The 11,375-nt window shown below is 72.9% G+C and carries 11 protein-coding genes; 5 read left to right on the forward strand and 6 right to left on the reverse strand.

What is annotated here, in order from left to right:
• Positions 1-28: 28 nt before the first annotated feature.
• Together ACZ6Y1_RS12200 and ACZ6Y1_RS12205 are read left to right on the forward strand one after the other, a co-directional pair.
• Positions 29-919 carry a hypothetical protein gene (locus tag ACZ6Y1_RS12200; protein WP_469626538.1) on the forward strand — a complete coding sequence of 297 codons (891 nt, stop codon included), beginning with the start codon at positions 29-31 and terminating at the stop codon, positions 917-919.
• Positions 916-2,181, forward strand: a complete 1,266-nt coding sequence (locus tag ACZ6Y1_RS12205) for a histidine kinase dimerization/phospho-acceptor domain-containing protein (RefSeq protein ID WP_469626541.1) — start codon at positions 916-918, stop codon at positions 2,179-2,181. Before ACZ6Y1_RS12200 ends, ACZ6Y1_RS12205 begins: the two co-directional genes overlap by 4 nt.
• 388 nt (positions 2,182-2,569) lie before the next feature.
• Here the strand turns inward: ACZ6Y1_RS12205 and ACZ6Y1_RS12210 are convergent, their stop codons facing one another.
• Genes ACZ6Y1_RS12210 through ACZ6Y1_RS12220 form a run of 3 tightly spaced genes read right to left on the reverse strand, consistent with a single transcriptional unit; the run spans position 2,570 to position 4,510 of the window.
• Positions 2,570-2,827, reverse strand: coding sequence for a hypothetical protein (locus tag ACZ6Y1_RS12210; protein ID WP_469626544.1), 258 nt, complete (start codon positions 2,825-2,827; stop codon positions 2,570-2,572).
• A 10-nt stretch (positions 2,828-2,837) separates the two neighbouring features.
• The gene (locus tag ACZ6Y1_RS12215; RefSeq protein ID WP_469626546.1) at positions 2,838-3,554 is read right to left on the reverse strand and encodes a TetR/AcrR family transcriptional regulator; all 717 of its coding nucleotides are present in this window, start codon (positions 3,552-3,554) and stop codon (positions 2,838-2,840) included.
• 26 nt (positions 3,555-3,580) lie between these two features.
• Complete coding sequence (locus ACZ6Y1_RS12220; protein ID WP_469626549.1) at positions 3,581-4,510, reverse strand: AurF N-oxygenase family protein; 930 nt, start codon at positions 4,508-4,510, stop codon at positions 3,581-3,583.
• A 188-nt stretch (positions 4,511-4,698) separates the two neighbouring features.
• Here ACZ6Y1_RS12220 and ACZ6Y1_RS12225 point away from each other — a divergent pair, with 188 nt between their 5' ends.
• Positions 4,699-5,805, forward strand: coding sequence for a ferritin-like domain-containing protein (locus ACZ6Y1_RS12225; RefSeq protein ID WP_469626553.1), 1,107 nt, complete (start codon positions 4,699-4,701; stop codon positions 5,803-5,805).
• A 484-nt stretch (positions 5,806-6,289) separates the two neighbouring features.
• Here ACZ6Y1_RS12225 and nadE read toward each other — a convergent pair whose 3' ends face one another.
• The 3 genes from nadE to ACZ6Y1_RS12240 all read right to left on the reverse strand — a co-directional run bounded on the left by nadE (position 6,290) and on the right by ACZ6Y1_RS12240 (position 10,260).
• On the reverse strand, positions 6,290-7,120 hold the full coding sequence (gene nadE, locus ACZ6Y1_RS12230) for an ammonia-dependent NAD(+) synthetase (protein WP_469626556.1): 831 nt from the start codon (positions 7,118-7,120) through the stop codon (positions 6,290-6,292).
• 111 nt (positions 7,121-7,231) lie between these two features.
• A complete protein-coding gene (locus ACZ6Y1_RS12235) occupies positions 7,232-8,689 on the reverse strand; it encodes a penicillin-binding transpeptidase domain-containing protein (protein ID WP_469626558.1) in 1,458 nt (485 codons plus the stop codon).
• Complete coding sequence (locus ACZ6Y1_RS12240) at positions 8,686-10,260, reverse strand: FtsW/RodA/SpoVE family cell cycle protein (protein ID WP_469626561.1); 1,575 nt, start codon at positions 10,258-10,260, stop codon at positions 8,686-8,688. The genes ACZ6Y1_RS12235 and ACZ6Y1_RS12240 overlap by 4 nt, the downstream gene beginning before the upstream one ends.
• Before the next feature lie 135 nt (positions 10,261-10,395).
• Between ACZ6Y1_RS12240 and ACZ6Y1_RS12245 the strand changes: the two genes are divergently transcribed.
• Both ACZ6Y1_RS12245 and ACZ6Y1_RS12250 read left to right on the forward strand, forming a co-directional pair.
• Positions 10,396-10,812: a DUF6325 family protein gene (locus tag ACZ6Y1_RS12245; RefSeq protein WP_469626566.1), complete on the forward strand. Its 417-nt coding sequence runs from the start codon at positions 10,396-10,398 to the stop codon at positions 10,810-10,812.
• A gap of 278 nt (positions 10,813-11,090) precedes the next feature.
• Positions 11,091-11,243, forward strand: coding sequence for a hypothetical protein (locus ACZ6Y1_RS12250; protein WP_469626568.1), 153 nt, complete (start codon positions 11,091-11,093; stop codon positions 11,241-11,243).
• The last annotated feature ends 132 nt before the right edge of the window (positions 11,244-11,375 follow it).

Consider the following 11,375-nt stretch of genomic DNA (forward strand, 5'->3'; position numbering starts at 1 on the left):
TGGCGCGGGCAGGAGGGCGCGGCGTTCTGTGAACAGGTTTCCGTTGCGTGCGGCCGCCGCCGTCCTCGTCGTGGGCGCCGTCGCGCTGCTCCCCCTGCTGACCGGCTGCGGTGAGACGGGCGGGCTGGTGGGTGCCGGTGCCACGCCGACCGCCCGCGGGCCCGTGCACCTGTGGCCGGAGCGGCAGGGTGCGACCGTGCCGCCCGCCGATCCGGCCGGAGCCCCGCCCGAGTACGTCAAGGGGATCCCGCCGGTCAGGGACGTGCACGCCGTCGATCCGGTGGCACTGATCCAGGCGGAGCTGCGGACCCATCCGGGCACGGACGTCGGCCCCGACGGGATGCCGGCGCAGACCGCCGCCGCGATCCTGGCGTGCCGGGAGCCGGACGGGGACGCGGAGGACGCCCCGGGCGGGGCGGGATGCCCGGTGCTGAAGCCGTACTACCGGGACCTCACCGGCAACGGCAAGGACGAGATGATCATCGGCATCGAGTTCGGCACCGCCCGGAACGCCCCCGAGAAGGAGATGTCCGTACGGGTGTACACGGCGGACCCCGACGGACGGCTCAACCGGATCATGGCGACCACCCAGAGCGTGATCACCGTGGAAGTGGCCGGTCAGGACGTGATCCTGCGCGCGCCCAGCGGCAACAACGGCTACGAGCTGGTCACCGCCTGGTCCTGGGACGAGAAGCAGCTCACCATGCTGCCGACGCGCGAACAGATCGTACGGGTGCCGGCCGATCCGCAGGCGCCGTCGAAGCCCTCGGGCGGGCGGCCGCCGTCGCGTACCAAGGCTCCCGGCGGGGGGCCCGGCACGGGGGCCGGTACGGGCCCCGGCACGGGCAGTGGGCGCGGCGGCGGCTACGGGGGCGGCGGTGGCGGTGGCCGCCCCGGTGTCGGGGCCGGCTCGCCGTGAAGGTCCGGCTGCCGGCCTGGACGGCCACGCTGACCTGGAAGTCCGCGTGCTTCATCGTGGTGATGTGCTGCACCCTGGCGGCCCTCCTGGGTGCGCTCGTACACGTCGAGGTGACCCGGCAGACCGTGGCCACGGCCCGGGACAAGGCGCTGGGGAGGCTCAACGACGTCTCGCGCGCCTACGAGGCGGGCGAGGCCCTCCCGCCCGGTTCGGGGCTGGATCCCGTGGGGCTGCCGGTGAAGCTGCGGGCGCTGGCCGTCGGAGGGCACCGGGGCACGATGGTCGCGGACCTCGACGGCCGCCCGAAGATGTGGGCGGCGGCGCCGGCGGACGGGCGGGCGCTGGCCACGGCCATCGACTACGAGCAGAGCGCGCGAACCATCAACGGGCTGGACAACGCGATCATCGGGTCGTCGGTGCTCGCGATCGGCGGGACGCTGCTGGTGGGCGCCTTCGCGGTGACCCGCGTGACGCGGCGGCTGCACCAGACGGCGTCCGTGGCCCGGCGGATCAGCCAGGGCGACCTCGACGCCCGGGTGGGCGACCCGCGCACCAAGGACCCCTCGCGGCACCAGGACGAGGTGTCGACGGTCGCCGGGGCGCTGGACACGATGGCGGGGAGCCTGCAGACGAAGCTGGAGAGCGAGCGGCGGTTCACGGCGGACGTGGCGCACGAGCTGCGGACGCCGCTGACGGGCCTCCAGGCGGCGAGCGAGCTGCTGCCGGAGGGCCGGCCGACGGAGCTGGTGCGGGAGCGCGTGCGGACGATGCGGCAGCTGACGGAGGACCTGCTGGAGATCTCGCGGCTGGACTCGGGCAGCGAGGTGGTGGAGACCGACCTGCACCAGCTGGGGCGGCTCGCGGGGCGGGTGGTGCGGGCGTCGGGGACGGACGGGCACACGGAGCTGGTGGTGCTCCGGGACGCGCACGTGGAGACGGACCGGCGGCGGCTGGAGCGGGTGCTGGGGAATCTGGTGGCCAATGCGCACAAGCACGGGCGGGCGCCGGTGGTGCTGACCGTGGACGGGCCGGTGGTGACCGTACGGGACCACGGTGACGGGTTCCCCGACTACCTGATGGAGCACGGGCCGCAGCGGTTCCGCAGCGGCGGGGGCAAGGGGCACGGGCTGGGGCTGACGATCGCGGTGGGGCAGGCGGAGGCGATCGGCGCGGAGCTGTCGTTCCGGCGGGCGGAGGGGGGCGGGGGGCTGGCGGTACTGGTCCTTCCGGAGCCCCCGCCGGCTCCGCCGCCTCCGACCTAGTGCCGTGACCGGGACCTAGTGCCGTGACCGGGACCCCCGCCGCCGGGCCTCCGGCCGGGGTGGCCCGCCTCTCCAACGGTTCCGCCGGGGCCGCAGGCCGCGCCGCCGGGGCCGGGTGGGCGGTGGGGCGCACCCGCAGGGCGTCGAACGCAACCACGTCGTGCATGTCCGCTGCCGCCGCACGTTCGACGCCCGAGGAGGTGCCCCGGCGCGCGCCCGGCCCCGGCGGCCCCTCGCGTGCGGGCCGGGCCGGGGTGCCGCTGCGCGGGGCTTTCCCCCACCCCGCCCCTTCCCGGAACTGTGGGCTCCGCCCGCAGACCCCCGGTCCTCGAACGCCGGACGGGCTGAAAACGCGCCTCAAACGCCGGTGGGGCTGAATTCGGCCGCTCTACGGTTTGGTCCAGGGCCAGCGGGGCTTCGGCTTCACGGCGTCCGGGCGGTGCTGGTACTTCCAGCCCTTCTGCAGGCCGAGCCGCTTGGAGTAGCCCGCCGGGACCCGCTCGTACAGCAGTACCGTCGGCGGGCCGTCCGGCGTCGGGACCGGGATCTCGTACCACTTCGGCGGGTGACCGGTCGGGCCCAGCAGGATCGGGAGGACTCGGCCGTCCATCGGGCCGCCCTCGAAGGGGGTGGGTTGGCTTCTCACGCCACCAGTGTCACAGGAGGTGGGCGGCCTCGGAGACCACCGGGATGACCCGCCGGGCCAGGACGCCGACCGGGCCGTCCGCGGATTCGAGGGCCAGGGCCGCGCGGGCGGCGGCCGCCGTTTCGGGGTCCGTGGCCGCCGTGGCCGTCAGGAGGGCGACGAACTGGTCCACCAGCCAGTCCCGCAGGGATTCGACCCCGGGCTGCTTGCCCTCGTCGATCCAGATCAGGGAGGCCGCCTCGACGGCCGTGATCCACGTACGGACCATCATGCGCAGGCGCGGCCCGGGGGCGGGGACGGCGAGGTGGACGAGGATCTGGTCGGCCGCGGCGCGGCGGATGCCGTCCACGGTGGCCGTCGTACGGGAGGTGGAGACGACGCTGCCGCCCTGGAGGAGGGCCGCGAAGCCGGCGTCGTGTTCGTCGACGAAGGCGAGGTAGCGGTCCAGGGCCCGGCTCAGGCGCTGGGTGAGGGGCCCCTGCTGGGGTTCGGCGAAGCAGAGTTCGAGGATGTCCGCGGCGGAGCGCAGGGCGGCTTCGTAGAGCTGCTGCTTGCCGCCCGGGAAGTAGCGGTAGACGAGCGGGCGCGAGACCCCGGCGGCCTCGGCGACGTCGTCGAGCGAGACCTCCTCCGGCGCCCGGTGCGCGAACAGCGAGAGGGCTGCGTCGAGGAGTTGGGCTCGCCGCTCCTCGACGCTCAGCCTGCGGTAGGCGCGTACGGTCGTCATGTCCGCAGGGTAGACGACCGTCGTGCCTACGCGAGGAGGCCCGAGCTCTTCCAGAGGCGGCGGCCGGGGCCGCGCAGGACGCCGATGTCGTCGAGGAAGTCGGTCAGCCGCTTGGCGCCGGTCTGCATGACCTCGCGGCGGTGGCCGCTCGCCTTGACCTGGGCCACGGCTTCGCGGCGGTCGAGGCCGATGTTGTCGTAGACGGCGGGGTTGACGAAGGCCACCGAGAAAACGCGGGCGGCCTCGCCGCAGCTGATGCGGGTGAGTTCCTGCTCCCAGCGCGGGGCGGTCAGCATCTGGCGGCGCAGTTCCTCGCGAGCGTAACGGACGTGCCGGGCCTCCTCGATGACGTGGATCCGGGTCACTCCGCGGACGAGGGGCTGGATGCGCTCGTCGGGGAAGGTGAGGCGCTGCATCCAGTCGAGGATCTCCTCGCCGAGGAGGGTGCAGGCGAAGGAGCCGGGGGTGGTGGAGACGGTCTTCAGGATCCGGGCGAGGTTGTGGTTGAGGCGGGAGACCGGGTAGTCCGGGGCGCCGGACTGCTTGATCAGGCGGGCGAACATCATCGAGTGGCGGCACTCGTCGGCGATCTCGGTGAGTGCGTAACGGACGTGATTGCTGGTCAGGGACTTGTCGTAGATGTGCCGGACCAGCAGCTGCATCAGGATGATCTCGAACCAGATGCCGAGCGAGCCGAGGGCCGCGGCCTCGTGGCGGGAGAGGTCGATGCGCTGCTCCTCCCCCATCTTCTTCCACAGCGGAGTGTCGTAGAGGGAGAGCAGCTCGGGCGGCCAGTAGTACTTGCCGTCGATGGGCGGGGTGTCCCAGTCGAGCTCCTTGTCGGGGTCGAAGGAGTGCTTCGCCGAGGATTCGAGCAGCCGCTCGGCGATCTGTTCGCGGTCCTTGAGCAGGCCGAGGGCGTCCCTCAGCTCGGCTCGGTCGGTCACCGTCGTCATGGCTTCGGACACCTCGTGGTCGGGTTACCTGCGGTCACTGCTTATGAGACTGCTTGTCAGCAAGGTCGTCAATCCCTCGCGCACGACTTGTTGACCGCGCGTCTACCAACGTGTGACGCTGCCAACTGTTCGGTCCTGTACGGCAGTACGCGGCTTCGCGTTCGCGTGCGCGTGACAAGGGGGCGTCAGTGTCGACGCACGAGCTCTACACCACGGTCCCGGGCGAGGGCGTCTGGCAGATCCCCTCCACCGGCTCGGCCCGCTTCAGCTGGGAGTACGACGGCGGCCGCGAACGGCTGCTGGCCCTGTACCAGAAGGGCAAGGACAAGCAGTGGGACGGCGCCAAGCGCATCGACTGGGACATCGAGGTGGACCCGTACGATCCGCTGGGCACCCCGGACGAGGTGCTGACGCTGTACGGCACGCGGCACTGGGCCAAGCTCACCGAGCGGGACAAGGGCGAGCTGCGCCGTCACTACGCCGCCTGGAACTTCAGCCAGTTCCTGCACGGCGAGCAGGGCGCGATGGTGTGCGCGGCACGCATCGTCGAGTCGGTGCCGGACCTGGACGCGAAGTTCTACTCCGCCACCCAGACCATGGACGAGGCCCGGCACGCGGAGGTCTTCGGGCGCTTCCTGCACGAGAAGGTCGGCATGCTCTACCCGGTCAACGACAGCCTCCAGGGGCTGCTCGGCGACACCCTGCGCGACTCCCGCTGGGACATGCCGTACCTGGGGATGCAGGTGCTGATCGAGGGGCTGGCGCTGGCCGCGTTCGGCATGATCCGCGACACGACGGACAAGCCGCTGCCCAAGCAGATCCTGGCGTACGTGATGCAGGACGAGGCCCGGCACGTCGCGTTCGGGCGGATGGCGCTGCGGGACTACTACCGGCAGCTGACGGACGCAGAGCTCAGGGAGCGCGAGGAGTTCGTGATCGAGGGCTGCTACCTGATGCGGGACCGGCTGCGCGGGGTGGAGGTGCTGGAGAACTTCGGCATCGCGCGGCGGGAGGCGGAGGAGTACAGCGAGCGGTCGGAGTTCCTGCACCTGTTCCGGAAGCTGCTCTTCAGCCGGATCGTGCCGTGCGTGAAGGACATCGGGCTGTGGGGCGAGCGGCTGCAGAAGGCGTACCTGGACATGGGCGTCTTCGAGATGGGCGACTCGAACCTGGACCTGCTGATGAGTCAGGACGAGGAGATCGCCGAGGCCCTCGACCGCGAGCGGTTCGCGGCGGAGGAGGCGGAGCGGGTGGCGGAGGTGCGGGCGGCGATCTCGGAGGGGGCCGGCTCCTAGCGCGGAGGGCTGGCCGCATCCCGCGCCGGCGGGGCGCCCCCGGTCGTACTCCCGCGCCGGCGGGGCCGGGTGTGCGGCGGGGTGCCCCCGCAGGGCGTCGAACGCAACCACGCCCTGCGTGCCGGTGCCTCTGCAGGTTCGACGCCCGAGGAGGTGCCCCGGCGCGCGGCCGGCCCCGGCGGCCCCTGCGTGCGGGCCGGGCCGGGGTGCCGATGCCGGCGGGCCGGGCCGGGGTGCCGCTGCGCGGAGCCGGTCCCCTACCCGCCCTTCCACCGTTCCCTGTGGCTCCGCCCCAGACCCCGCGCCTCAAACGCCGGCGAGGCTGGATCGGGCCCGCCCGGGCCCGCGCCTCGAACGCGGGGCGGGGCTGGATCGGGCTCCGCCCCGGGCCCGCGCCTCAAGCGCCGGCGGGGCTGGGAGGGGGCTCAGCCCCGGACCCCGCGCCACGGACACCGGCGGGGCTGGAGCGGGGGCGGCGGAGGGGTTACGGGGCGATCGGGAGCTGGCGCTTGTGGGCCGTGAGGCGGTAGCGGCGGAGGATGATGTCGAAGGCGCGCTCGTCCACCGGCTTGCCCTCCAGGAAGTCGTCGATGTCGTCGTACGTGACGCCCAGCGCGTCCTCGTCGGCCTTGCCCGGGTCGAGGGTCTCCAGGTCGGCCGTCGGGACCTTCCACACCAGCTCGGCGGGAGCGCCGAGCGCGTCCGCGACGGCGCGCACCCGGCGCTTGGTCAGGCCGGTCAGCGGGACGAGGTCGGCCGCGCCGTCGCCGAACTTGGTGAAGAAGCCGGACACCGCCTCGGCCGCGTGGTCGGTGCCGACGACCAGGCCGTCGTGCGCGCCGGCGACCGCGTACTGCGCGATCATGCGCTGGCGGGCCTTGATGTTGCCCTGGACGAAGTCCTGGTGGTGGGCGTCGCGGAAGGTGACCCCGGCGGCGAGCGAGGCCGCGAGGGCGGCGTCGCTGGCCGGCTTCACGTCGACGGTCAGGACCTGGTCGGCGCGGATGAAGGAGAGGGCGAGCTGGGCGTCCTTCTCGTCGGCCTGGACCCCGTAGGGCAGGCGCATGGCGTAGAAGACGGCCTCATGCCCGGCGGCGCGGGCCCGCTCGACGGCGAGCTGGCACAGGCGTCCGGTGGTGGTGGAGTCGACGCCACCGCTGATGCCGAGGACCAGGGAGCGCAGGCCCGTCGAGGTGAGCCGCTCGGTGAGGAAGGCCACCCGGCGCTCGATCTCGTGCTCCGCGTCGAAGGTCTCGCTCACCTGGAGGTCGCGGGCGATCTCCTGCTGCAGGGCGGTGGACGCGGGCTCGCTCACGGATGCTCCTCGGGTCGTGCGGGGTCGGGGTCGGGGGCCGGGGCCGGGGTCGGCCTGTTCTGCCTCCGAAACCCTAGTCGACGCCTCTGGGGACGAGGCCTGCCGGCCGGATCAGTGTGTGAGGGCCGCCGCCATCACCGACCTGGCGATCGGGGCCGCCGCCAGGTTGCCGCTGACCTCGCCGCGGTCCGCCGACGCGTCCTCGACCACCACCGCCACCGCGACCGCCGGCAGCGGGGCGCCCTCCGCCCTGGCCCAGGAGATGAACCAGGCGTACGGGGTGCCCGCGTTGCCCACGCCGTGCTGCGCCGTGCCGGTCTTCCCGCCGACGACCGCGCCCGGGATCCCCGCGTTCCGGCCCGTTCCGCTCTCCACCACCTTGACCATCAGCTGCTGCAGCCGCAGCGCCGTGGCCGGGTTCATGGCGCGCCCCATGCTGCGCGGGTTTCCGCGGCGGACCTGGTCCCCGTCGTCCTGCGTGGTGCGTTCCACCAGGTAGGGCGCGTACAGCTCGCCGCCGTTCGCCACCGCCGCCGCCACCATCGCCATCTGCAGCGGCGTGGCCCTGGTGTTGAACTGCCCGATGGCGGAAAGGGCCAGCTGGTCCTGGCTCATGTCCGTGTCGAAGTTCGAGCGCGAGACCCAGGACGGCACGCGCAGCCCGTCGTCGTTGAAGCCGAACCGTCCGGCCGCCTCCACCATCCCGCGCAGGCCGACCTGTACGCCGATCTTCGCCATCACCGTGTTGCAGGACCACTGCACGGCCTCCGCCATCGAAGCGTCCTGGCAACCCGTGCCCGCGTTGGGCAGCAGGGTGCTCGTTCCGGGCAGCGGGTACGGGTCCGGGGTCTCCGTCGGGGCGTCCACGTCGGTGACCACGCCCGCGTCGAGGGCGGCGGCCGCCGTCACGATCTTGAAGGTGGACCCGGGAGGGTACGTCTCGCGCAGTGCCCGGTTGAGCATCGGCTTGGCCGGGTCCGCGTTGAGCCGCGTCCAGGACGCCTTGACCTGCGCGCCCGTGCCGGAGAGCAGCGCCGGGTCGTACGAGGGGCTGCTGACCAGCGCGAGGATCCTCCCGGTGGCCGGCTCGACCGCCGCGACCGCGCCGCGCTTGCCCGCGAGCCCCTTGTACGCGGCCAGCTGCACGGCGGCACGGATCGTGGTGACCACGTTCCCGCCGGCGGGACGGCCGCGCGCCAGGTCGTACCAGAGGGGGAAGGCGGAGAGGCCGGGGTCGGTGCCCGAGAGGATGCCGTCCTCGGCGCGCTCCACGAAGCTGGTCCCGTACGTCTGGGAGGAGAAGCCGGTGACGGGGGCGTACAGCGGGCCGTTCCCGTACGTGCGCTCGTAGCGGAGGAGCTGGCCGCTGTCGCGGGAGCCGGTGACCGGGCGGCCGTCGACCAGGATGTCGCCGCGGGGCTCGGCGTAGCGCTCGATGACGGGGCGCTTGTTGGCCGGGTTCGCTCCGTAGGCGGCGGATTCCCAGACCTGGACGCGGGCGACGTTGACCAGCAGGGCGACGAGGAGGGCCGCGCAGAACCAGGCGCACCAGCGGATGTAGCGGATCACGCCTTCGGCTCCTGGGGCTGGGGCTGGGGTTGGTGCTGGGGTTGGGGCTGGGATTTGGGTTGGGTCTGGGGCTGGGGCTGGGATTCGGTTCTGGGTTTGGGTTTGGGTGCGGGTTTGGCTTTGGGTGCGGGTTTGGGTTTGGCTTTGGGTGCGGGTTCGGGTTTGGGTGCGGCTGCGGATTCGGTGCCGGTTCGGATGGGCGGTGGGGGTGCGACCTCCGTCGGGCGGGGGCGGCGCGCGCTGTCGCTCAGGCGGATCAGGAGGGCCACGATGATCCAGTTGGTGACCACCGAGGAGCCGCCCTGGGCCAGGAAGGGCATGGCCATGCCGGTCAGCGGGATGAGGCCGGTGACGCCGCCGGCGATGACGAACACCTGGAGCGCGACGATCGAGGACAGGCCGGTGGCGAGCAGTCGGCCGAAGGGGTCGCGCAGCGCGAGCCCGGCGCGGAAGCCGCGGGCGACGAGGAGTCCGTAGAGGAGCAGGATCGCGGCGAGGCCGACGAGGCCGAGTTCCTCGCCGGCGGTGGCGAGGACGAAGTCCGATTTGGCGGCGAAGCCGATGAGGAAGGACTGTCCGTGGCCGAGGCCGGCCCCCAGGAGGCCGCCGGCGCCGAAGGCGAAGAGGGACTGTGCCAGCTGGCCGGGGCCCTCTCCGCGCTCGATGGAGGCGAAAGGATTCAGCCAGTCGTCGACGCGGCTGTGCACGTGCGGCTCCAGGGTCCCGACGGCGTACGCGCCGAGGCCGGCCAGCAGCAGGCCGATCGCGATCCAGCCGATCCGGCCGGTGGCGGTGAACAACATGATCACGAAGAGGCCGAAGAAGAGGAGGGAGGTGCCGAGGTCGCGTTCCAGGACGAGTACGGCGACGCTGAGCAGCCAGATCGCGAGGATCGGGCCGAGCACCCGGCCGGGCAGCAGGCGCAGCTTCCAGAAGAGGCGGCGGCCGGTGAGGGCGAGGGCGGTGCGGTTCGCGGCGAGGTAGGCGGCGAAGAACACGGCGAGCAGGATCTTGGCGAACTCCCCCGGCTGGAAGGAGAGTCCGGCGAAGCGGATCCAGATGTGGGCGCCGTTGACCGCCGGGAAGAAGACGGGGACGAGCATGAGGATCAGGGCGGCGGCGACGGAGAGGTACGCGTATCGCTGGAGCACGCGGTGGTCTCGGAGCAGCGAGACGGCGAGGACGAAGAGCACCAGCCCCAGAGCGGACCAGCGCAGTTGGTCCGCGGCGGTGAGATGGGCGGGGGTGGTCGCGTCGAGCCGCTGGATGAGGACCAGGCCGAGTCCGTTGAGCAGTACGGCGATGGGGAGTACGAGGGGATCGGCGTACGGGGCCCGGAGGCGGACCGCCAGGTGCGCGAGGAGGGCGGCCGCGGCGAGGCCGGCGGCGTAGCGGGCGGCGGGGCCGGGGATGCGGCCGGTGGTCGCGAGGCCGACGTAGAGGTGGCCGAGGACGGAGATCAGGACGGCTCCGGCGAGGAGCGCCAGCTCGACGCCGCGACGCTTGGGGGCGCGGGCGTCGGGGGGTGGGGGCGGGGCGGGCTCCGCCACCTGTGCCGTCAGAGCGGTCATGCACCGAAACGTAGCAAGCAGATGGAGGCTATGTCCGCTTATGTCATAGTGTGCCGAAGAGTCGTCAGAAACGGTCAGATCTGAGTGGGTCCGAGGGGTCCGAGTGGGTCTGAGTGGGAGACGGGGTACGTACTCATGGGTCCTGTGGAATTCATCGTCCTCGCGTTCCCGGAGGAACAGCTGCGGGTGCCCGCGGTGGAGGCCGTGATGGGGCTGCGCAAGACGGGGGTCGTCCGGCTGATCGACGGGCTGGTGGCCACGAGGACGGCGGCGGGGGAAGTGCTCGCGGCGGAGTTCGACGAGTTCGTCGAGCTGCGGGGCCTGCTCACGGGACGGGAGGCGGCCCGGCTGATCGGCCCGGAGGACGTACGGGAGGCGGCGGAGCTGCTCGAACGCGGGAGCTGTGCGTTGTTGCTGCTGGTGGAGCACGTGTGGGCCGAGGACGCGGCGATCGCCGTACGGGCGGCGGGCGGGCGGATCGCGGGCTCGGTGCGGATTCCGGCGGACCGGGTGGCGGGGGGTCCCGCTGACCCTCAGGTGGAGGTTTCCTGATGTTCATTCGTCCGGTGGGAGTGACGGTGCGGTCGGCCGACCGGCCCTCGGGGCACCCGCTGCTGCGGGGGCTGCTGGCGCAGGCCACGGGGATGGGGGCTGGGGTGGGGACTGGGGTGGGGACTGGGTCGGTGGATGTGGACGGGCCGCGTCAGGGGGTGCGGTGGAGGACTACGAGGGGGCCGATCGAGCCGGAGCCGGTGGGGGCGGCGGTGGAGGAGGCTGCGGAGGCTGCGGAGGCTGCGGAGGCTGCGGAGGCTGCGGAGGAGGCTGTGGCTGTGCCAGAGCCCGTACCGGAGCCCGTGCCGGAGCCGGTGACTTCGGCGGGCTCGTTCGTCGCGGAGCTGACGCAGCTGGCCGCGCTGGCCCGGGAGGGGCTGCTGACCCCGCAGGAGTTCGCCACGGCCAAGGGGCGGTTGTTGCGGGGGTGACGGCCGGGCGGTGGCGGAAAGGGCTTGGGGGGTTCCTGGCTGTCCCATCGTCCTTCCGTGTCGGGCCGGTCCCTCAAGGGCGCTCCTGCGTCGCGTCGCTTCGCGATCGCCTACGGCGACCCTTGACCGACC

The sequence above is a fragment of the Streptomyces sp. NPDC053432 genome (assembly GCF_055585365.1).

Bases quoted from the DNA above. Each gene is read 5' to 3' on its own strand.
- ACZ6Y1_RS12215 (WP_469626546.1), bottom strand. From the start codon at position 3,554: ATGACGACCGTACGCGCCTACCGCAGGCTGAGCGTCGAGGAGCGGCGA.
- ACZ6Y1_RS12220 (WP_469626549.1), bottom strand. From the start codon at position 4,510: ATGACGACGGTGACCGACCGAGCCGAGCTGAGGGACGCCCTCGGCCTG.
- ACZ6Y1_RS12240 (WP_469626561.1), bottom strand. From the start codon at position 10,260: ATGACCGCTCTGACGGCACAGGTGGCGGAGCCCGCCCCGCCCCCACCC.
- ACZ6Y1_RS12245 (WP_469626566.1), top strand. From the start codon at position 10,396: ATGGGTCCTGTGGAATTCATCGTCCTCGCGTTCCCGGAGGAACAGCTG.